This window comes from Paenibacillus plantiphilus, assembly GCF_927798095.1.
GTDB classification, from domain to species: Bacteria; Bacillota; Bacilli; order Paenibacillales; family Paenibacillaceae; genus Paenibacillus_Z; species Paenibacillus_Z plantiphilus.
This window is the reverse complement of record NZ_CAKMMF010000014.1, coordinates 93896-115994: the sequence shown is the minus strand read 5'-3', so window position 1 is coordinate 115994 and position 22099 is coordinate 93896. Positions and strand designations below refer to the sequence as shown.

The 22099-nt window shown below is 48.9% G+C and carries 21 protein-coding genes; 10 read left to right on the top strand and 11 right to left on the bottom strand.

Annotation, left to right across the window (positions count from 1 at the left end):
* Window positions 1-90 precede the first annotated feature (90 nt).
* The 8 genes from L6H65_RS13920 to L6H65_RS13885 all read left to right on the top strand — a co-directional run bounded on the left by L6H65_RS13920 (window position 91) and on the right by L6H65_RS13885 (window position 10190).
* Window positions 91-567 (top strand): DUF5680 domain-containing protein, encoded by a 477-nt coding sequence (locus L6H65_RS13920; protein ID WP_236343144.1) that lies wholly within the window; start codon window positions 91-93, stop codon window positions 565-567.
* Window positions 568-1207: 640 nt separating this feature from the next.
* Entirely contained in the window at window positions 1208-2953 is a 1746-nt protein-coding gene (locus L6H65_RS13915; RefSeq protein WP_236343143.1) for an alpha-glycosidase, read from the top strand.
* Window positions 2954-2993: 40 nt separating this feature from the next.
* The gene (locus tag L6H65_RS13910) at window positions 2994-4037 is read left to right on the top strand and encodes a zinc-dependent alcohol dehydrogenase (protein ID WP_236343142.1); all 1044 of its coding nucleotides are present in this window, start codon (window positions 2994-2996) and stop codon (window positions 4035-4037) included.
* Between the two features lie 59 nt (window positions 4038-4096).
* Window positions 4097-5278 (top strand): sugar ABC transporter substrate-binding protein, encoded by a 1182-nt coding sequence (locus L6H65_RS13905; protein WP_236343141.1) that lies wholly within the window; start codon window positions 4097-4099, stop codon window positions 5276-5278.
* The gene (locus L6H65_RS13900) at window positions 5275-5964 is read left to right on the top strand and encodes a dihydrofolate reductase family protein (RefSeq protein WP_236343140.1); all 690 of its coding nucleotides are present in this window, start codon (window positions 5275-5277) and stop codon (window positions 5962-5964) included. The genes L6H65_RS13905 and L6H65_RS13900 overlap by 4 nt, the downstream gene beginning before the upstream one ends.
* The gene (locus L6H65_RS13895) at window positions 5957-6628 is read left to right on the top strand and encodes an HAD family hydrolase (RefSeq protein WP_236343139.1); all 672 of its coding nucleotides are present in this window, start codon (window positions 5957-5959) and stop codon (window positions 6626-6628) included. Before L6H65_RS13900 ends, L6H65_RS13895 begins: the two co-directional genes overlap by 8 nt.
* Before the next feature lie 21 nt (window positions 6629-6649).
* On the top strand, window positions 6650-8005 hold the full coding sequence (locus L6H65_RS13890) for an MATE family efflux transporter (protein WP_236343138.1): 1356 nt from the start codon (window positions 6650-6652) through the stop codon (window positions 8003-8005).
* 244 nt (window positions 8006-8249) lie between these two features.
* Window positions 8250-10190, top strand: coding sequence for an alpha-amylase family protein (locus L6H65_RS13885; RefSeq protein ID WP_236343137.1), 1941 nt, complete (start codon window positions 8250-8252; stop codon window positions 10188-10190).
* 159 nt (window positions 10191-10349) lie between these two features.
* Here the strand turns inward: L6H65_RS13885 and L6H65_RS13880 are convergent, their stop codons facing one another.
* Window positions 10350-12104 carry a glycoside hydrolase family 13 protein gene (locus L6H65_RS13880; protein WP_236343136.1) on the bottom strand — a complete coding sequence of 585 codons (1755 nt, stop codon included), beginning with the start codon at window positions 12102-12104 and terminating at the stop codon, window positions 10350-10352.
* Between the two features lie 781 nt (window positions 12105-12885).
* Between L6H65_RS13880 and L6H65_RS13875 the strand changes: the two genes are divergently transcribed.
* Window positions 12886-13500 (top strand): phosphatase PAP2 family protein, encoded by a 615-nt coding sequence (locus L6H65_RS13875; RefSeq protein WP_236343135.1) that lies wholly within the window; start codon window positions 12886-12888, stop codon window positions 13498-13500.
* A 33-nt stretch (window positions 13501-13533) separates the two neighbouring features.
* Here L6H65_RS13875 and L6H65_RS13870 read toward each other — a convergent pair whose 3' ends face one another.
* Window positions 13534-13866 carry a winged helix-turn-helix transcriptional regulator gene (locus L6H65_RS13870; RefSeq protein WP_236343134.1) on the bottom strand — a complete coding sequence of 111 codons (333 nt, stop codon included), beginning with the start codon at window positions 13864-13866 and terminating at the stop codon, window positions 13534-13536.
* A gap of 155 nt (window positions 13867-14021) precedes the next feature.
* Between L6H65_RS13870 and L6H65_RS13865 the strand changes: the two genes are divergently transcribed.
* Window positions 14022-14960 (top strand): aldo/keto reductase family protein, encoded by a 939-nt coding sequence (locus L6H65_RS13865; RefSeq protein ID WP_236343133.1) that lies wholly within the window; start codon window positions 14022-14024, stop codon window positions 14958-14960.
* A 205-nt stretch (window positions 14961-15165) separates the two neighbouring features.
* Here L6H65_RS13865 and L6H65_RS13860 read toward each other — a convergent pair whose 3' ends face one another.
* The 9 genes from L6H65_RS13860 to L6H65_RS13820 form a co-directional block, all read right to left on the bottom strand.
* Entirely contained in the window at window positions 15166-15945 is a 780-nt protein-coding gene (locus L6H65_RS13860) for a pirin family protein (protein ID WP_236343132.1), read from the bottom strand.
* A gap of 117 nt (window positions 15946-16062) precedes the next feature.
* Window positions 16063-16449, bottom strand: a complete 387-nt coding sequence (locus tag L6H65_RS13855) for a DoxX family protein (protein WP_236343171.1) — start codon at window positions 16447-16449, stop codon at window positions 16063-16065.
* Window positions 16450-16602: 153 nt separating this feature from the next.
* On the bottom strand, window positions 16603-17052 hold the full coding sequence (locus tag L6H65_RS13850; RefSeq protein ID WP_371877698.1) for a MarR family winged helix-turn-helix transcriptional regulator: 450 nt from the start codon (window positions 17050-17052) through the stop codon (window positions 16603-16605).
* Between the two features lie 249 nt (window positions 17053-17301).
* On the bottom strand, window positions 17302-18267 hold the full coding sequence (locus L6H65_RS13845; protein ID WP_236343130.1) for an ABC transporter ATP-binding protein: 966 nt from the start codon (window positions 18265-18267) through the stop codon (window positions 17302-17304).
* Window positions 18233-18415: a hypothetical protein gene (locus L6H65_RS13840; protein WP_236343129.1), complete on the bottom strand. Its 183-nt coding sequence runs from the start codon at window positions 18413-18415 to the stop codon at window positions 18233-18235. The genes L6H65_RS13845 and L6H65_RS13840 overlap by 35 nt, the downstream gene beginning before the upstream one ends.
* Complete coding sequence (locus L6H65_RS13835) at window positions 18415-19206, bottom strand: ABC transporter permease (RefSeq protein ID WP_236343128.1); 792 nt, start codon at window positions 19204-19206, stop codon at window positions 18415-18417. Before L6H65_RS13835 ends, L6H65_RS13840 begins: the two co-directional genes overlap by 1 nt.
* Window positions 19203-19979, bottom strand: a complete 777-nt coding sequence (locus L6H65_RS13830; protein WP_236343127.1) for an ABC transporter permease — start codon at window positions 19977-19979, stop codon at window positions 19203-19205. Before L6H65_RS13830 ends, L6H65_RS13835 begins: the two co-directional genes overlap by 4 nt.
* A 228-nt stretch (window positions 19980-20207) precedes the next feature.
* Window positions 20208-21122 (bottom strand): prenyltransferase/squalene oxidase repeat-containing protein, encoded by a 915-nt coding sequence (locus L6H65_RS13825; protein WP_236343126.1) that lies wholly within the window; start codon window positions 21120-21122, stop codon window positions 20208-20210.
* Between the two features lie 2 nt (window positions 21123-21124).
* Window positions 21125-22081, bottom strand: coding sequence for a helix-turn-helix transcriptional regulator (locus L6H65_RS13820; RefSeq protein ID WP_236343125.1), 957 nt, complete (start codon window positions 22079-22081; stop codon window positions 21125-21127).
* Window positions 22082-22099: the final 18 nt, after the last annotated feature.

The window sequence follows — 22099 nt, the reverse complement described above, 5'->3', positions numbered from 1 at the left end:
GTTCTGTTATTCTGGTTAGGGAACATTTGTTCCGTTCTTATGGTGAAGTGATGATATAAAGTATGAACACATTGTTTAGAGGGGGATCTTATGTCTACTAATTATGAATTGCTTACTCACTTTCTTGTAGAAGCCAAGAGAAGCACTTACGCATCTCAGGGGGATGAAGCTTCAGTTCAACCGCTATTAAATGGGTCCAAGCAACTTGAATATGAGAGTGGCGACTACTTCTATCGCGATATTTATTTCGGCTCTGCTTTTTTTATTGGGCAAGAAACCGTTGCGTTGGAGAATCGTCCGATCTGGTCGATGGTCTATTCAGGGGGGATTATTCATCCAAATGCATCATGGGACTTCATCGCTCCTGTCTATGGTTTTCTGCGAAAAGCATTAATGTTGGTCGATACAGACTCTATTTATCGCGGTCCGCACCGATATGTAGACAATAATTATGTTTTTGAGAATGAGTATGAAGGCACTTTGGACGACTTTTATGGCAAGGAAATCATTTTGTTGGACGGTCAAAAAATATATGAGTTGCGGTACAACGGCGGTATGATTCGATAAATTCGTCTGATTTCCAAGCAAATGTATTGAAATTGAAATTTTTGAGGACGCAAGATCTGACATATTTCTTCATTTGAGCCGGAGGTATGAGTTCAGAAGTGATCCCAAATACCCAAATTTCCATTATGTGCTGCAGACAGTTTTCTGAAACTTCACGATTCACTTCAATTAGCTGCTGAACAAACTCGGTCTTGTAAATTTATAGAAATTTCAGACAATATGTTGGATGAAAAGGCTTGCATTCAGCATGCGCAATCAATTTGAAATAGAAATGAAATCGTTGTGAAACAAAACGAAAGATAGAGGGTTTACAAAGAAAACGCATTCATTCAGATGTAATTTATGGAAGAGAATGTAAGCGTATTCACCAATAGGTATTTAGAACTAATTAATATAAAGTCAATAGCTAAAACATATCTAATACATAGGTTTATAGACGATAAATAGTAAAGATTGACAGAGTTTGACCCGTTCTATTAAGATGGGAGTACAGCAGCGCTAAGTCAATCACAAGCAATAATATGGTTAAGTATTGGAAAAAATTAAAAGGCCATGTTACCTCTAGGTACAACCTCACGGATGAGTGAATTACGGGTTGTGCCTTTTGCCTTAAGGTACAGCACTGAAAGGGGGGGCCGTGATGAATCATGAAGCGCTGTATCATCGTCACAAGCAGAATTGGGCATTTGCCTATGACCAATCAACGATTTATCTTCGTTTACGTACGAAAAGAGACGACATAGAGTCGGCAAGCGTCTGTTACGGAGATAAGTATGATTGGGACAACACAGAGAACAGGGGGTGTATGATAAAGCTGACTTCGGACAGTTTGTTCGACTACTGGGAAACGACTGTGCAGCCTCCGTTCAGACGATTAAGCTATCGGTTTCACCTGCAATCCGGCGATGAACAATTGTTTTATGGCGAACGTTGGTGCAAGGCTGTCCCTTCCGACAATTCGGACGGTAATTTCGAATACCCCTATCTGAATGCAGCCGATGTGTTTCAAACCCCGGAATGGGTGAAGGATGCCGTCTTCTATCAGATTTTCCCGGAACGGTTTGCCAATGGAGATCCGTCCAGAAACCCTGCCATTACGGAGGCTTGGGGAGGAAAGCCGGAAGGGAACAATTACTTTGGCGGCGATTTGCAGGGGGTTATGGATCATCTTGACCACTTGGAGCTGCTGGGCGTCAATGCGATTTATTTTACACCGTTGTTCGAAGCGGATACGAATCACAAATATGATACAAAGGATTATTTGAAGGTTGATTCGCATTTCGGCACGAACAAATTGTTGAAGGAGCTTGTGGAAGCCTGTCATAAGCGCGGTATCCGGGTGCTTCTCGACATCGTGTTCAACCACAGCGGCAATGCTTTTCCGCCATTCGTTGATGTGCTGGAGAAAGGGGTGAGGTCGCGTTATGCAGATTGGTTTCTCGTTAAGCAGTGGCCCTTGCGGAGTATGGAGAAGGGGTCCGCGTACGAGACATTCAGCTTCGAGCCTAATTTGCCAAAGTTCAATACCTCCAATCCGGAGGTAAGCGATTATTTGCTGAATATTGCGGATTATTGGATACGAACGGCGGATGTTGACGGCTATCGGCTGGATGTGGCGAATGAGGTTGACCATCGCTTCTGGCGCAAGCTGCGGGAGGTCGTCAAGGCGGCTAAACCGGATGCTTACATTGTTGGCGAAATCATGCATGATTCCATGGCATGGCTTTGCGGAGATCAATTGGATGCCGTTATGAATTATCCGGTGAGAGACAGCGTTATTAAGTTTTTTGCCCGGCATGTCATAGATGGCAAGGAGTTTGCAGATTCAATTGGCGCTCAATTGGCTGCTTATCCGCTGCAGGCTGTCGAAGCATCCTTTCAAGTGCTGGGAAGCCATGATACGCCAAGGCTGATAACGCTGTGCGGCGGCAATATCGAGCAATCAAAGCTGGCAGTGATCTTCCAATTCACTTATTATGGCGCACCTTGCATTTATTACGGGGATGAGATTGGCTTGACTGGCGGGAACGACCCGGATAACCGGAAATGCATGATCTGGGATGAAAGCGGACAGAACCGCGATCTATTCCAGTTTTATCAGGCGATGATTAAATTGCGTCAGGAGTATCCGGCGCTGCGTACTGGCCGATTCCGGTTTATTCATGCTAAAGAGAGAGATAATAGATTGGCTTATGAGAGATGGGATAATGGGAACCGGTTCATTGTTGTAATGAATGCTAGTCCCGAACCCGCGAAGCTTGCAATTGCAGCTTCCAGTCCTCATTGGCAAGAGATTTGGACAGGGACGAGCGTTGAAGCAATGAATGGTGAGCTTGAGATATCATTGCCCGGCTACGGGTACAGGATGTTTCGCTCAGGTTCTTAATCCGCCATTGTATAGTTGTTACACTATGGAGGTGGACGATGTGGAGGCATTAGTCTGGACAAGGAATAACCTACTGGAGCTGGATCAGAGAGAAGAACCGCAAATTGGAACGCCGACTGATGTGAAAATTCAGATTCGACTGACTGGTATATGCGGTACTGATCTGGCGGTAATTACGGGCAAGGAAGAAGGCGTCCCGGATGTCATTCGAGGACATGAGGCAGTCGGCATCGTCACAGAGATCGGCGAGCAGGTATCAGGGATACGCGTCGGTGATCGGGTCGTGATTGATCCTAACCAAAGCTGCGGTCAATGCTACTTCTGCGGCAAGGATCAGCCGCATCTATGCTTGGGGACAGATGGCAGCGGGATGGTCATTTCGGGCTTGAACGCGCCGGGAACGTTCGCTGAGTATTTCGTTATCGATCGTCGGTTTGTCCATCGCATTCCCGACTCTATGAGCTTTGAAGCCGCTGTTCTGATTGAGCCGCTGGCTTGTGTGCTTCATAACTTTCTAGAGGCGAATGTCACGCAGAACGATGCCGTTCTCATTCTTGGATCAGGTCCGATGGGCATTCTGTGCCAGATGGTCAGCAGGGCGCTCAGAACACGGTTGACGGTAGCTACGGAGCCCAATCCTTACCGCCTTAGCTTCTCTGAGACGATCGCTGATATTGCGATAACCCCGGATCAACTGAATGAGGATTATGTATCCACACTGCTGGATGGGCGCAAGTTCGATGTCATCATCGACACGGTCGGCAATCAGCTGGAGACGGCGGATCGATGGATTGACAGGGGCGGCAGAATCGTTCCTTTCGGAATTAACGGGACGTATGAGTATACCTTCTCGCCGACAAAATATATCCAGAACGGCGTGAAGATTATCGGAGCAGGAGAGTACCGGCAAATGTTCGAGCCGGCGCTTCATCTAGCTGGACGAATGACGGGACTAGAGAAGCTGGTCACCAGAAAATATAAGCTCGATGAGCATGAGGAAGCCATTCATGAACTGCTGGGATATGATCTTAATTCCCGTTTCAAGGTAGTGAGTGAAACGATTAAAACTGTTTTTGCACCCTAATACAACATACAGATAGGCGGATGATATCCAGGTCAATCATGCAAGGAGGCGTATATAGGATGGGAGAACAAATAGAGAAAAAGAAAGAAATAACCATATGGCATGAATTTGATGGTCCAAGTGATACATCCATTGAGGTTCTGGAAGAGATTTGTCAATTGTATTCGGAACGCCATAATTGCAGGATCATTCCTGAGGTGATGGGAATTGCTGAGCTTGGAGCGAGATTGTGCAGCGTTAGCGCAACTGGTGAAGGAGCGCAGATGGCTCTTGTCCCATCGGACATGACCAGCTACAGGAAGCTCGGCGCCTATTCTCCCGTTACAGAGGATGTGCATCGCGGCATTATATCTGAAGCTTCGCTGGCAACGATGCAGTTCGAAGATCAGCAATATGGCGTCCCGATTCTATTGGGCAATCATTTGGTGCTTTATTACAATAAAGAAATTTATGGTGAAGCGCCGCAATCGTGGGAAGATATTGAGGCGCAAGCGGAAGAGCTGCTGAAGAACGATATAACGCCATTCGGCGCTGATCTGTCGCAGGCTTACGTTTTCATACCCTTTCTGACCGCATTCGGCGGATGGCCGCTGAAGGATGGCAGACCTCATTTGCTGACTGAAGAAGTAGAACAAGCCTTTGAGTTCGTAGTTGAGCAAACCGCAGCAGGTCGAATCATAAGTCTTGACGGAGCGACTGAGCTTCTTGAGCAATTCATTGCCGGGAAGATTGGCGCGATCATTAGCGGTGAATGGATTTTCAATCATCTGAGCCGCAATATGGAGGATCGTCTGGCAGTGGGCAGACTTCCATCTATTCAAGGCAACCCTTCGGTTTCAATGTCTTCTTCAATTGGTTTGGTATTTCCCAATCATTCGCTGACATCCGAAGCAAGCGATGATATCAAATCCTTTGTCCGTTTCATGTTAAGCGAAGAATGCCAGTTGTTATGGGCGAATCGTGTACAGCGTATTCCTGCAAACCAGCTTATTCTAGAACAATTGGAGCTCATAAGCACACCGAATAAGAGAGAGGTGCTATCACTTCTCAAGGAATGCCGCTCTATGCCTGTAAGTCCAATAATGATCACGATCTGGGTGTCACTGGCAGCTGCTCTCGAAGTGCTGCTTGCCGAAGGGCCGGAGAAGGCGCTAATCGAATTGAAACAGAGCTTGGATAAGAGTATCACGGAATTGGAAGCAACACAAAATCGGATCAACGAGGAGATGGAGACGGTATGAAAGTAACTATATTCAGCCAAATTTCGATAGATGGTAAATTGACGTTCGGATCAGGATATTCCAGCAAGGAGCTGTTCCAGCTATTCAATCAAAAGGATACGGAATATATTCATAAATTTCGCGGGCAAGTGGATGGCATCATGGTAGGCAAGAACACCATTCTTACAGACAATCCTTTTCTGACGAATCGTTATGAAGAGAACAACAATCCTGCGCGGATTATTCCAACCCGATCGATGGATATTCCGCTGGATAGCAATGTGTTCCGTGATGATGGCAGAACGATTATCGTGACAACTGAGGAGGGATTCGACCCGATTAAGGCGCTCGCCATTCAGGAGCTGGGCAAGGAAGTCATTATTTGCGGCAAGGAGATGGTCGATTTCGAGCGGCTGTTCATTATTTTGGAGGAGCAGCTAGGATTCAAAAGCTTGATGGTTGAGGGCGGAGGTCTGCTTAACTGGCATGTCTTCGATCATAATCTGGTTGACGAAATCATTCTGATGCAGCTTCCTATCATTATCGGCGGCGCTTCTAATATTACGCTGGTTGATGGCGAAGGCTATCATGATCTTAATTTGACCAAGCGCTTCAAGGTCATGGAGGTACAGACGAAGGAGAACTATACTTTGATGCGCTATGTAAAGTCCGGATGCAGAGTCGGCGAGGCTGCAATGCATGGTTAGAGTCGAACGCTTCGAACCCCGAGCAGTCATCTTCGATATGGATGGCGTGCTGGTTGACAGTGAGCCGCTCTATTTCGAGATTGAGAAGCGTTCATTCGCTTCTCATGGCTTCTCGTTGAATGAAGAGGAGCATCACGCTTATGTAGGTATTCCGCTTCGTACGATGTGGGAGCAGCTCAGGGGTAAGTATGGTTTGGAGCTGTCTGTTGATGAACTGCTGGCCAATCACGAGGGGCAGATTCTTGTGTCCATTGCTGATGAAGTCAGTCTGTCGCCTATTGAAGGAGTTGTATCGCTTATCCACAGTTTACGGGAGGCTGGCATTGCTATCGGACTTGCTTCATCATCTTCACTGGCATTGATTGACACGATATTGACGAAAGTCGGACTGAAGTCCGACTTTCAAGTCGTTGTTAGTGGAGAGCAGGTTCGTCATGGCAAGCCATCACCGGATATTTTTCTCCGTGCAGCCGAGCTGCTGGGCGTTGCTCCTTCTGACTGTCTGGTTATTGAAGATTCGCATCATGGGGTTACGGCGGCTAAGGCTGCCGGCATGACTTGCGTTGGCTATTATAATCCGAATTCCGGCAAGCAGGATCTGTCGCATGCTGATCGGGTCATCGCAAGTTATGAAGAAATTATAGATAAAGGGATAGAAATATAAGATGCGAGGATGAACAGAGGTATGGACAACAAAAAGGATTTCTACATCAATCTCTATAGAATCGCTGTACCTATCGCTCTGCAAAGCTTGATTATGGCTGTACTGTATTTAACGGACCAGCTTATGGTCGGACAGCTTGGTGATGTCGCTATAGCCTCTGTGGGAATGGCGAGCAAGATTTACAGTATTATAGCTGTTGTATTGGCGGGTCTGGCAACAGGGGTATCAATCTTCGCGGCGCAATTCTGGGGAAGCAAGGATACGAAGAGTATTTCACAGCTGCTCGGCTTTGGATTGATGGCGGGCACGGTGCTCTCTTTAGCGTTCAGTATTGCCGTATTCTTCTATCCGGAATTTTGTCTCGGCCTGTTTACGACAGATACGAATGTGACAGAGAACGGACATATATTCTTGAAGGTTGTAGCGATCAGCTATGTACCGACGATGCTTACGATGATGTATTCGGCTATTCTCCGCAGCACCGGACATGTCAAATTTCCGATGTATGTGAGCTTGGCTGTTGTCGTTCTGAATATCATTCTAAACTATCTATTAATCTACGGGAATTTCGGATTTCCCGAGATGGGCCTTGAAGGCTCGGCCTATGCTACCGTCATCGCACGAATTATAGAATGTCTGTTGATCATTGGCGCGGTGTACTGGTTCCGATTGCCTGGTTCTGTGGAAGTCAAATACCTGTTCCGAGTTTCGGGACCGCTGGTGAAGAAGTTCTTCCAAACGACCTACCCGATCATTCTCACGGAGCTGGTATGGGTTCTGGGCGAGGCGGTTTATGCGATCATTTACAGCCGGATGGGGACTGTTGAAATGACGGCAATGACGATCACATTCCCGCTGCAGGGATTAACGATCGGACTGCTGTCTGGATTATCCGGAGCTGCTGCCGTTATTGTGGGCAATAAGCTGGGGGCCGGTGAGAATGATTCGGCGCTTGATTATGCGAAACGATTCATTCGATTCGGGATTGTCATCTCAGTGGTCATGGGCGGCATTATTGCAGCTATGTCTCCATTCTATGTGAAGGCGTTCAATATCTCGGACGAAGCGAGCCAGTTGAGCGTCTATGTCATTTGGGTGTTTGCCGCAATTATGTGGGTGAAGGTCGCCAATATGATTATTGCGGGCGGCATTCTGCAGAGCGGCGGCGACAGCAAATTCATCTTCAAGCTGGAGTCGTCTACGACATGGCTGATCGGTGTGCCGCTTGGCCTGCTGCTGTCCTTCGTCTGGAAGCAGCCTGTATTCTGGGTATACTTCTTCCTGTCCTTGGAGGAGGTCGTACGCTTCGTATTCGGATTAGTGCGAATCAATTCACGCAAATGGATGAGAAATTTGGTGGATAATATATCAGCTTAATCGTCAATATTCAAGACAGAGGGGATTCGGTCAACAATGCTCGCATTGTGCATTCGTATTCCTTCTGCTTTCTCTTCACGATGCTGGAATAGCGGGGACAGATTCGTCCTCTTTTTGGCGATTCATAAATACGGCATGTCGGTTCATTTCAATCGTCAAATTATATAAAAAGAAAATGAGGAATAGGAGCATCACCATACTAAATAGAGAGAACAACCCAATAGACAACGATGAGGAGAGGGTAATGATGACGACGGTATCGGAATTGACGCCATTAAAGAGAATTGTTGATTTCCTTTCTTCGAACAGCGATGTACGGAAGGACATCTTTTGGATTCCCGCAATCTGGAACGTTTGCGGCTATCGTGAAATATTGGAGGAGCGGGAAGGGGAAATTAAAGTTGCTGCTTTCGATTTCTTCGCCCGGCATCTGAAGTATATTGAGGGAGCCTCAGCCGCTTATTCAAAAGGTGAAGCCGCTAATCTGGATGAGAGCATCATCTATTCTTCGCTGCTTCGTTATTCTACTGCGTGGGATTATGATCATGACGGGGAGATCGAATCGGGGACCTTTCTGAGGATGATGCTGCTTCTGCCTCTTCTCAAGGAAATGGGGGTCAACATTCTTTATGTGCTCCCCGTTACCCGTTATAGCCAAATGCATTTGAAGGGCGATATCGGCTCGCCCTATGCGGTACAATCGTTGTTCGAGCTTGATCCCAATCTGCATGACGAGCTTCTGGAGGGAATGGAGCAGCTGACGATTCATGATGAGTTTGCCGCGCTTGTGGAGGCTTGTCATCTGCTCGATATACGTGTTACGGTCGACTTTATTCCTCGTGTTACAGCAAGGAACAGCGAGGTTATTCTGGAGCATCCCGATTGGGTATATTGGATGCGCAAGGATGCATTCGACAGCTTTCGGCTGCCCCATATTCCAGAGCTGGCTCCATTCGAAGAGTGTACGCCGGACAAGGTGGAGACCGTGTATCGGAGCAAGGAGACAGCACCATTCCTGGAGCAATTCTCGCAGCCGCCGAACGTGCTGAATCCTCAGCTCTGGTCTCGTCTTCAGGAGCGTGCAAAGGAGACGGGCGAAGAAATTTTGACGCTGGTCGAGAATGAGATGGGAATCACGACATCGCCTGCTCATTCAGACTGGGTGAATGATACGCAACCGATATGGACCGACATTACCTTCCTGCGCTTGTACCATGATTTTGCCCCGCACACGAAATCGTTGATCAAGCCGGATCAAGCGCCTTATGTGCTGTTCGATACGATCAAATGCAATTATTATCCTGCGGAGAGGCCGAATCGGGAGCTATGGGATTACTTGATTAATGCCATTCATTTCAATCTGGATACGTACGGCATCGACGGGTTCCGTATTGATATTGGCCATGTTCTGCCGATACCGCTGCTGGAAGAAATATTCGGGACGATCAAGGCCAAGCGCCCGGGCGCACTATTGATCAGCGAGGATTTGTTCAACCGCAATCATAGGAAGGCGGCGAAATCCGGCTATAATATTATGCTCGGAAGCGGCTGGAACGTTATGACAGAGATTACGAAGGAGAATCTGCTGTCCTATATTCGTGATCTGCCGGAGCTGGAAATTCATATTTTCGCCTGTGCGGAAACAGCAGATACACCGAGAATTACGAGCCGGGGCGGTGTTGGGCTGGCGCGTATGATCGGGGTGTTCAATGGCTTCCTGCCCAATGCGATACCTTTCATCGCTACAGGCTTCGAGCTCAATGAGGAGCAGCCGATGAACTGCGGGCTGGGAGATAATACGAATGGCGCTGAAGTTCCGCGCGCATTCTTCAATGAAATGACGATGAATTGGAAGAATGCTGAGCCGATGATTCCGCTCCTTGCAGCGCTTCATGCATGCAAGCAAAGATGGCTGGAGCTGCTGAAGCCGGACAATTTCTTCGTTGCGGAATCGCCGGAGAATGTTCTTATCTACGGCTATCGCAAAGGGGATGAGGCGTTGGTGGGATGCTTTAATCTAAGTTCCGAGCAATCGGTCATTCTGGACACTGCGGCATGGATTCAGTCGTCGGAACCATACTACGTAGCTATTGACAGTGCTTTCGGCTCGCCTGGCATCGGGGAACGGCTGGAGCGTGTGAGCTTGGCGCCGAATCAAGCGTTGATTCTGACCACTCATCGATAGCAGGCCTGCATCGGCCAATGCGAGGAATACGAGGAATACGAGGAATACGAGCGATACGAGCAAAAGAGGCAGTTCCCTTCGAAGTGACGAAGAGGACTGCCTCTTTAGTTATAGCAGCGCGCGTGTATTCCGAGCGCGTTGCAGTACTATAGTCAGAAATTATCCGCGTGATGCATGCAGGATGGAGTAGCCGAAGGCTGGAAGCTCCACGGTCACTTGTCCTTGCTTGGCAGTAACGGTATTGCCTGATTCGACATCCGTCCAGCTGTCTGCGGATGAGGTGGCTGTGCTGCTTACGCTGGCATCTGAATTGTTAATGAGAATAAGGAAATGATCCTGCTCATTCCAACGCTCGTAGACCAGTGTTTGTTCGCTGTTTCCGTCTTGCTGGAATTTGAGATTTCCAGTGCGCAGCGCGGTGTATTGCTTGCGCAGCGCAATGATGCGTTTGAAGAATGCGAACAGATCTTGATCCTGCTTGGCTGGATCCCATTCCATACATTTGCGGTTTAATGGGTCCATCTCGCCATCGATGCCGATTTCGTCGCCGTAATATATACAAGGCGACCCGAAGAAGGTGAGCTGGAACAGGCTTGCCAGCTTCATCAATTTCACATTGCCGCCGCATAGCGTCAACAAGCGAATGGTATCATGACTGCCCAGCAGATTGAAGGCTGTTTCGTTGATCTGTCTTGGATATCCCGCTAATTGCGTGTTGATGCTGGAAGTGAATTCAGCAGCCGTACTCCGTCTGTGAGCGAAAAATTCCAATACGGCATTCGTGAACGGATAGTTCATGACCGCATCGAATTGGTCGCCTTGCAGCCAAGGGATGGAATCGTGGAAAATTTCCCCGAGAATGAAGGTGTCCGGATTGATCCCTTTAACGATGTCGCGGAATTCTCTCCAAAACTTGTGATCAACCTCGTTGGCTACATCAAGTCTCCAGCCGTCGATACCAGCCTCTTCAATCCAGAAACGAGCGATGTTGAACAAATATTCCTTGACCTCTGGATTCTCTGTGTTTAGTTTAGGCATGATCGGTTCGAATGAGAAGGTGTCATAGGTTGGGATGCCATCTACAACTGTCAGCGGCCATTCACGTACATGGAACCAATCCGCGTATTTCGATGCTTGTCCTTTCTCTTTCGCGTCAACAAATGGCGGGAATGTGTGGCCGCAATGGTTGAATACCGCATCAAGCATGACGCGAATGCCTCTCTCGTGACAGGCGGCTACGAGCTTCTTGAACGTTTCGTTCGTTCCGAATTGCGAATCGATCTTCAAGTAATCACGTGTATCATATTTATGATTCGTTGTTGCTTCGAAGATCGGGTTGAAATAAATCGCGTTAACGCCAAGCGCGTTCAAATGATCGAGATGGTCAATGACACCCTGCAGGTCGCCGCCGAAGTAATTGTCGCGTGTAGGCACGCCGCCCCAAGGCTCGACGTTTGGAGGGTTGAGCGAAGCATCGCTATTAGCGAAGCGTTCCGGGAATATTTGATAGAAAACAGCATCCTTTACCCATTCCGGAGGTGCGATGACGTCTGCCGGGTTAAGGAACGGGAAGTCGAACAGGCCGTCATCCATATTCTCTGGCAAGGATTCGCGGAAGAAGCCTTTCTCCATGAAGTATACGGTTTGGCCTTCCGATTGAAGGATGAAATAATAAACCAATCTGCGGTAAGGCGGCTGAACTGCTGCCTCCCAGTAATCGAACAGGTCGTCGGACGCCCATCTCTCCATAGGAACGACAACTGTCGTCTTTTCCTTCTTGTATTTATCCGCACAGTTAAGATCGATGCGGGCCACATCCGACTTCTTCGTACGAATCCGAATGTGGAGAGTGCGCTTATCATAAGCATAGGCCCAGTTCTGTGTTACGCGGTGGTAAATGGCTTCCAAATGCACGCTATATCATGCTCCTCTTGTAAGGCATACGACAAAAAAGGGTCCAGACCCCCAAATAAGTACGAGGTTGAACCCTAAGCTTCATTGCCTTTAAATTTCCTTCACTATAACATATATTGGAATCGGTTTCAATCATGATTATCGCGAGGAGCGTTCTTATGAAAGTCCACTGGCTTAGACGGAAAACTATAATGAGGATGCATCGACCTAAAGTAGGTGGCTGTATTTTTTCGGGAACTCGTCTGGAAAGTGTGAGGCAATCTGACTAATGGGGATGAGAACAGATAGTATTCCTAATGACGCCAAATCCTGTATAATAAATGGGTCTAATGGCAAAAGGAGGGGTTCGTATTCGCATATTTTATCTTGTTCTCGCTGTCATAATGGGGTTGACAGTCCCCTACGTCCACCTGGCAGTCAAGATTCTGTTGCTCGTTGCAGCTATTCTCTTGGGTGAGATGGAGAGTAGGCGAACGAGCAGTAGAAAGTTGGAGGTCATATCCTTCTACTTGATCGGTGCGTTAGCCGGTTATATAGTAAAACTTTTTATAGACTAGTATTTTTTGAAAAAGGCAATTTTCTCTCCGTGGCCCTGATGTGCAGCCTTGAGTTGCTATCAGGGTTTATTTGTGGGGTGGAGCTCGCGATTCGCAGTTTCCAAATGTAGCGGCGCACCCGCGTGGATGTTGCGGTATGAAAAATGTTAGTTCCGAAATTTCGATCATACTCGTCTTTTTGTTTATAATAAGAAAAGTTGCAGACATCATGGGGGGAAATGGGAATGTGGTTTGTATGGATTTTATTGGCGTTAAGTGGCTTCCAGGGACTGGCGATACTGATTTCGCGCCAACAGCTTGGGCGATTCGATGAGGCGATCATACATATCGTTCAGGGCTGGGAGAATGACGTGCTGACGAATATTGCCAAGCTCTTCTCGGTTATCGGTTCGGCAGCCGTTGTTATTCCGCTTGTGATCGTTGCGGCAGTGCTGCTGGCCGTTGTGTTCAAGCATCGGAAGGAGCTGATTCTGCTGCTGGGTGGAATTGCCGGCTCCGCGCTGCTCAATTCAGTGCTCAAGGGGCTGTATCAGCGTGCCCGCCCGGATATTCACCGTATCGTAGAAGAGCAAGGCTATAGCTTTCCGAGCGGACATTCTATGGCAGCCTTCACCCTCTACTTCCTGTTGACCTACTTGCTGTGGCGTCATCTGAGCTCGAAGGGAGCGAGAATCACGCTGATCGCGTTTAGTGCGGGGATGATTCTATGCATTGGTCTGAGTCGAATATATTTGGGCGTTCATTATCCTTCCGATATTATCGGCGGCTTCTGGGTAAGCGGCTGTTGGGTTGCTGTCTGTATACGACTATTCCGCCATTATGGCGGCGTGAGCAGGTAGAGTGGGTTCATTCAGCTTTATACGTGTTGGAAGCTAGGTCCATTTGGCTGCCCACAGCTTCATTTCCTTGATCATTTGGTGCAAGTCCTCGCCCTTGGGCGTCAATGAATATTGTACCGTTACAGGTACGGTAGGGAAGACATGGCGTTCGAGCACTCCTTGCTCTTCTAAATGTCTCAGTGTGCTCGTAAGCGCACGCGGACTGACGGCGGGAATTAATCGCTGCAGCTCGCCGAATCTTCTAGTTCCGCCGAACAGCTCGCGCAGCACAAGGAACGCCCATTTGCCGCCAATGACATGCAATGTTTTCTCAATATTGCAATCGATGACGAGAGGCTCCCTGGGAATGTAATTATTGGTGCTCATCCTTCATTGCTCCTCTTCCGAAAAATTAGTTACATTAAGTATAGTAGGTATACAGTTTATAATAAAGTGATAATTATTTCACTACTATTAATTGAATAGAAGCATGCGTACAATAGTACTTGTGAGGCAAGATAGTGATGAGGAGGATGTACAATATGAATTTTCGCAGACTTGGCGGCAGTGGATTGAAGGTAAGCGATATCAGTCTCGGCAGTTGGCTGACTTATGGCGGGTATGTAGAGCGTGAGAATGCAGTGAAGGCGATCCAGACCGCATACGGACTGGGCATCAACTTTTTTGATACAGCGAATGTGTATGAGAAGGGCGCAGCAGAAATTCTTCTTGGCGAGACAATAAAAGCTTTTCCGCGTGAATCGTATGTGCTTGCAACCAAGGCATTTTGGCCGATGGGCGAGGGTCCTAATGACCGCGGCTTGTCGCGCAAGCATGTTATTGAGCAATGCAATGCCAGTCTGAAGCGGCTTGGTGTGGACTATGTAGATATTTTCTACTGCCACCGTCATGACCCGGAAACGCCTCTGTATGAGACGCTTCGCGCCATTGATGATCTTGTTCGCCAAGGGAAGGCGCTGTATGTCGGGGTAAGTGAATGGACAGCGGCACAGATGGCAGAAGGATTAGCTGCAGCAGATCGCTATCTTCTGGATCGGATTGTCGTCAATCAACCTGTTTATAATATGTTCGAGCGTTACATAGAGAAGGAAGTTATACCGTTCAGCGAGCGCAACGGAATTGGGCAGGTTGTGTTCTCGCCGCTGGCGCAAGGTCTGCTGACCGGCAAATACAAGTCCGTGGACAACCTGCCGGAGGGCAGCCGTGCAGCGAAGCTGGATTGGATGCGCAAAGGTGTGACCGAGGAGAAAATTGCGAAGGTTCATGCGCTGTCGCAAATTGCCGAGGAATTGGATATTTCCGTCGGCACGCTTGCACTTGCCTGGATTTTGCGCCAGCCGAATGTCGCGAGTGCACTGGTCGGCGCAAGCCGCCCCGAGCAAGTGATCGAGAATGTGAAAGCATCCGGCGTGGTGCTGGAGCAGGCTGTACTGGACCGGATCGAACTGATTCTGGCCTAGTTCAGTGGAGCGGCGGCAATATAAAGCGCAGCGATAAGTGTTCTCTTGACCGTAACCGACAGCAATAGAACGAGAGCCTAACGAATGATAACCCGCATCCGTGGTACTTAACCTGGATGCGGGTTATTTTCGTATCGAATGATACGGTTTTCAAATTGTTAAGGGGGCTCTGCTTGTTAGTGCATCGTCACCAAATTTCAGTGCATTACCGTTTAGGATACAGCGGATAATCTACCTTTGTCGGAACCTCAATGAGAATGAGGCGAAGCGGACCTTGCTCGGTAGCATGAATGACAGTCTCCACGGCTGCATCAGCCGGGGCTACAATAAAGTCTTTGTGATGAAAAGCAGTCGTGCTGCTGGCATCAGAGCTGCCATTGGTCCACGTTCCAGCTCCGCGTATCGCAAGCGCAGTCAGTGTACGGTCAGCAGGAACAGTATGACGGTATTCTCGCCCCGGCTGAATTTCGACATCCCACATCCGTGCATCGGCAACAATTTCAACAGGGGCGTCTTGGCCGATAACGGTTTTCTTCACATACCCATCACCTGCAACTGTTGGAAACTCGCCATGCTCATATTGATTGTAGGTCGGCTTCGTTTTCAAAGCACTCTCCATATGCGGCTCAAACCAGATTTGGAAAGCTTCCATATCAGGACCGATGAAGCGCTCCTCATGGCTTACGCCTGATCCCGTTTGCATAATCTGCACACCGCCGGGACCAACCGTGCTTCTGGTTCCCAGTGTATCGCCATGCTCAGCCTTGCCCTGAACGACATAGGTCATAATTTCGAACGCTTGATGAGGATGCAGGCCAATATAGCCGTCGCTTTTGGAGTGGGCCCAGGCCCAGTAGAATAGCGGCCCGACTCGTTTCACGACGGAGCCTTCTCCAGGGAATCCAATCGGTTTCTGTTCCGTAATATTGCCGCCATCAAAAGCGCCGGTTGCTTGAAGAGTTGGTCCATATACCATAGTTTGCATGTAGTTATCCTCCTTGCTGAACCGAAGCCGCGGGAAGCGGATCGGCAGCGCATTATTTATGCGTAATTGTTAAAAAGCTTGAACATGTTTGTTAGTAGAGGTCCATTCACCAATAAATTAGAAAGCGATGGCATATTCTCCGGCTCCAATAAGTGCAACACCGACAGCTATAGCGATAAGAACGACATTATATTCGTAGCCATTAGCTGTAGCCCAGAGTCCATTCTTGCCGTGTACCGTGACAATTCCGCCGATCATAGTAATGATGATAAGTGCTGCTCCTACTGGAAGCCATAGTCCAAGTGCGAAGGATAATCCTCCGACAATCTCGAACAGGGCAACCATGAATGCCATCAGAACGCCAGGCTTGACTCCGATGGACTCTAGCCAGCCACCAGTGCCTTTAAGGCCGTAGCCTCCGAACCAGCCAAACATTTTTTGTGCTCCATGCCCTATAAATAATAAACCAATTACCAGTCGAACGATCAACAATCCAATATCCATACTCATTATAAACCTCTCCCATTCATTAATATTAAGTTTCTTAAAATTAAGATATTATTCATGGGGCATTGCCCCGTATGCCATTCCGTATGCCATTCTACAATAGCCCGGCTAACTAGCCAAGTGAAGCGCAGCTATGTCCAGCCCGGCGTGCTAAGTAAAGCTGCCTTGCGCAGCAATTCCCAGCTTCTTGAGGAGGTGAATCGCTTGCTCACGTTCTTCACGGGTCAGTCCGCTTACCGCTTTTTGAATAACCTTCTCATGCTGGGGAAAAACTTCTTCAATAAACTGCTTTCCTTTATCAGTAACTTCCGCAAAAATCACTCTACGATCGCTGTCGCAGGCTTTGCGCTGGACAAGACCCTTCTGAGTAAGCTTGTCAACGACATATGTGATATTGCCGCTGGTCATCAGAATTTTCTCGCCAATTTGCTGCAGCGGCTGAGCTCCCTTATGATACAAAAATTCCAGTACACCGAATTCTGTCGGATTCAATCCATGCTGTCGTATGTCATGATGCGCATGAGCGCTGACCCACTGGCAGGCTCGGGATAACACAATGTTAAGGTGCAAGGAGTTGTCTTGTGCTTCGTTCATCGTCATCACCTCGGTTCTTTTCTCAACTTCAAATATCTTAAATTAAAGATAAATCATTCGTGATCATATGTCAAGCACTTTCCAAAATTCAGCGTATACCGTACTTTTCTTTCTGATTATTTGCTGCACTTTCGCAGGTATAGGGCATGGAGCTGTTTGGGGCAACCAGCAATCCGGCATATTCTAATGTCCTGCATTCAAGTAGCCAGAGCTTTGAATGCAGGACAATGCAGAGTAATGGTAGCGGTGCGGGCGCTAATACACGCGATGAATAATTTCTTCGAAATCCGGTTCATCCATATGGACGTCCTCGATCTCTCCAAGATTCTCAAGCAGTCGCAGCGCATCCATTGCACGGATCTGCTTGCGATTGCATTCGACGGTAAGCGTGAGGCCTGTGCGGTTGGTCAGACGCATTGGCCAGTCGTCCTTCGGCAGCGCCATTTCCTTGCGGTATGTAACGCGGATAATGGTCGGCAAGCCAATCCGGTCGCGGAGGCTATCAATCGTTCCATCAAAGCCAATTCGCCCATCATTAATAACAATGACTCGACTGCACAGCTGCTCAATGTCATCCATGTCGTGTGTCGTCAGTAGGATTGTTTTGCCAAGCTCAAGGTTGATCGTCCGCAGAAATGCCCGGATATTGCGTTTGGCAGTGACATCCAGCCCTATTGTAGGCTCATCTAGAAACAGAATGTCGGGATCATGCAGCAGCGCTGCAGCAATGTCAGCTCTCATGCGCTGTCCGAGAGACAGCTTACGGACGGGTGTGTCCATGAAAGGGTCCATTTCGAGTAAAGCACATAATTCCTTGATCCGCAGCGTCTTGACCGTTGGAGCAATGTCATACATCGCGGCAAGAATATCGAAGGAATCACGTACCGGCAAATCCCACCACAGTTGAGTCCGTTGTCCGAAAAGAACACCAAGCCTGCGAGATACCTGCCGCCGCTGACTATGAGGACTTAATCCGTCTATTCTCACCTCGCCGGAGGTTGGATGGAGGATGCCGGAGAGCATTTTGATTGTTGTTGATTTGCCGGCCCCATTGGGTCCGATATAACCGACGAATTCCCCCTTTTCGACCGAAAAGCTTATATCATTCACCGCTTCTTTGATTCCATAGTCTCGTGACAGCATGGCGCGCAGCGCTTTAAATCGTCCTTCCTTCCTGGGAGCTGTCTTAAACTGCTTCGTTAATCGGCTGACTGTAATCATCGTTTTTACATTCCCCTCTCCAGCTCATATGGTTGACCGCTCTTGTATGGCTTGCCGCACCGCTCGTCCGAAGCTGTGAGTGGCGCGATAGATCGACCATTGCGCGCGCGGCATTCAGCAGTGCCGCACGCCGAGAATCGCGGCGCATCAGCTTCCTGTACTTTGATAGCGGGCGATGCCGAGCCGCCACATCAATAGTCCCAGGCCAAACACCGCCACCGCCACCGCCAATGATGCTGCGATCAGCCATAGACCACCTTGGCCGCGGATGATATACAGGGAAGGGATGTAGCTTGCGAAGGCAACTGGAATGAAGGTAAGAAGCAGGCCCTGCATCCATCTTGGATAAATCGTAAGCGGGTATTGAACAGCTGTTCGCGCCGCATCCTCCGTAATATTCTGGAGCTGCTCAATGCGGGTTAACCAGAACCCAATAGTAGCGGTTAACAGGCCGATCCCGAATAGCAGCAGCGCCCCCGATCCAATAACGACGACTGTGAGAGGAATTGCTGCCCATGTCAGCTGGCCTTCGAGGAACAGCATCCGCATACAGATGGCTAGCAAAGCGATCCCTTGAAGGAATTCTCCAATTCTGAAGGAAAAATTTTGCGACATGAGTCCAAGCAGTACTGGAATAGGTCGAAGCAGCAAATTATCGAGCTCGCCGCTGACCAAATATTTTTCCAGATGATGAACATCGGAGGCAAGACTTCTATATAGTGCCTTCGATATCGTCAGTGTCGCATACAGATATCCGGCCTCGGCGAGGCTCCACCCTTTGATATGTCCGAATTTCGTAAGAATGACGGCCAGCAGCAGAAATTCCACAACACTGACCAGAGCAGTCATGGCAGCAGTGAGCCAGAAATTGAATTTGTATTGCATACGGCTTCTCAGACTTGCAATAACGAGCAGTTTATACATTCGAAGCCACTTCATCCGCCTTGCACCTCCAGTCTGCGGCGCATGAGATGAGTTGCGAGCAAGCAGGCACACAGCAGCAGGACTCCCCAGCATAAAGAGCCAATCAGTGTCCATGGTGATTCCATGCCGAGATAGATTCGGGTCGGAACATAATGAAGGAATGGATAGAAGGAGGCATGACTAATGAAGCGAAGCCATCCAGGCAGCCATTCAATCGGAATAAGAAAGCCGGACAGCAGCATACTGAACGCGTAATTGACCCAGAAGAGAGAGCCAGATTCCATCGTCCATAGCGCAACGGCGCCGATCAGAAAATTAATGCAGATCGAGATGAAAGCGGCGAGCGCAAGAGCGACAGCGGTCCACAGGAAAGTCAGCATAGACGTAGGGACTTGAAGCGGCAGAACGAAGATGTACAGCGTATAGATGGGAAGGAATTTATAGATGAACTGATACGCAATTTGTCCCCATTCCTTGCACATGAGCTGGTAGAAAAGCGGGACGGGCCTCATCAGATCAATGGCGATACCACCGGTACGGACGGATTGCTGAATTCCGAGGCCGTTGTTTATAAATGTGGTCACCCAGAGGCTGGCTTGATTAAAGGCGATATAGGCTACCATTCCGTCAATCCCGTATTCGCCAAGCGTGTGGGACTGGCCAATTCCGGTCCAAATTGAAATGTAGATAAAACCAAATATGGCGCTGGCAATATTGTGTACCAGATGGGCACCACGGTACTGCAAGTTGCGTAGGTAAGATTTGCGGGCCAATACAAGGAAAAGCAATGATGAAGCACCTCCATGATCGTTTTTGCGGCGAAACGATACGTGGGGCGGTGGTGAAAATTGAAATATGCGTAGAGAAAGAGAGGAGTATTATTCTATCGCAGCTGTCAAGATATTGCAATCCTATACTTATAATGGCGCAACGCGCGTACTTCTACGCGCGTTGGCTTCACTGCTGTTATGACGGTGACAGGTGGCCGCGTTCACCTACATTAACGGCATAAACGATCAGCTATTGAGCCGCTCATAGGATTGAAGAGTCAGTAATCGCTGCACGGTTATATAGCCGCGCCATTCCAGCTTTGCTGCCTGAGACGGCGGCTCCCAGCTAATGGGCCATCCTCCATCGTCCTGCTGTTCGGCGATAAGGGCATCAAGATGGCGCGAGACCGCCTCCTGGTCATGGATCAGCCGGGCGCAATAGCTGCTGCGCTTGGGCGCCCAATCGAGAATTTTGTGCACATAGCCCTCGGCCTTGCTGTCATATTCGATGACTCCGGGTGCCAGAAGCCACGAATCCATCTGTGCCAGCAGAGTTTCTGCCCGAGCGCGATCGCTTGTCTGCTGTAGGAAATCGATCGCTTGTATGAGATCATGATAATCTGTTCGTCCGACATTCCCGATGTTTCGCCATATAAATTGAATCGTATCAGCAAACCATTGCGGACAATGGCCCTGATCAGGGGATTCGGCAAGCGGAACGGCCTGCTGCTTCAACAGCAGCGCAACGATGCTGCCGGTCGGATTCATGCTGGCTGCATCATCTCGTTCCGTCGTCCACCAAGGCGCGTGGGGATAATGATTCACACTGCACAGCGCTCGTGGAAACCCGCCGCCTGGCAGCGTTATACTTTCGAGATATTGCAAAATGCCGCTTACAATAGAGGCGTCAAACAAATCAAGCTCGTCCATAATATGAAGCGCGACCTCTGTTGGAATCGGCTGACTGTGCGGATCGCGAATGTCGGGCTCCAATGCATGTCCGAAGCCGCCGTCATCGTTCTGATAGGCTCGAAGAGCAGCGATAACAGCATTTTTCGAGCCTCCCTCGAATAGATGCTCCATCCATCTGCGTTCTAGTAGCCGTCCATTGCGATGAATGAATGTTTGTGCGTTTACGATCATTTCATTTGCTGTAGCCATTATCATTTCTCCTCGTCTGTGGAATGGTCGTTAGTCGTGCATGGATACTTTTCCCAAACCTCACGCGCTTTCGAAGCGATATCCTGCTTCAGGGCAGCCGGCTCCAATACGAGAGCGTTCTCTCCTAGCGAGTAAAATAAACCAACGGCCCAGCTCCATTCTGAAGCAGGACAATGAAACCGCAATTCCCATGCGTCTTCATTTAGTTGCTTCACATGGCCGCCGATATGGTAGTCTCTTTCCACCTGCAGAGCGCCGCTATAGGTGAGCCGGGCATGGATCATCGTGTGAGGCTCTTCATTGTTTCTGCCTGCTGAAGGCCTCTTCTTCTCATTAGGCGGAAGCGAGCGCTGCAGCGAAGAGAATCGGTCAACGCGAAAAACCCGATTTTCCGCATGCGTGTGAGAGTAGGCGTCACAATACCAGAAGCCGTGTGCCCCGTAGATCTTAAGCGGACGAAGCGTGACCTGTTTTTCTCCGCTTAGTGATCGGTATATGCCCTGTACCCAGTCGGAGGCGGCGATGAAAGCCAGCAGAGGCTCCAGCAGCGGAGCCTCATAATGGCGGGGAGGCACTTCCATCTCCAAAAAGGATAATAACCGCTGCACCGAAGCTGCTGTTTCTGGAGCCAGTGCGGCAAGCAGCTTGTCCTGAACAGTCCAGCGCTCCCGGTTGAAGGGGGTGTCAGCATAGCCATGCATCAGCTTCAAAGACAGCAGGAGCGCTAGCGCTTCCCGTTGATCGAGATGAAGCGGGGGCAAACGGTAACCCTCCATAAGCCGGTACCCGCCAGCTTTGCCCGATTCAGCATACAGCGGAACCCCAATCTCGGAGAGCGATTGCATATCGCGCATAATGGTTCGTTTGGAAACCTCGAACTTGTCCGCTAACGACTGTGCAGTTTCTGGTCTGGCCTGCAGGGCAAGAGTAATTGCGAGCAGCCTGTCTCTTCGCTTCACCTCAGTTGAACCTCCCGA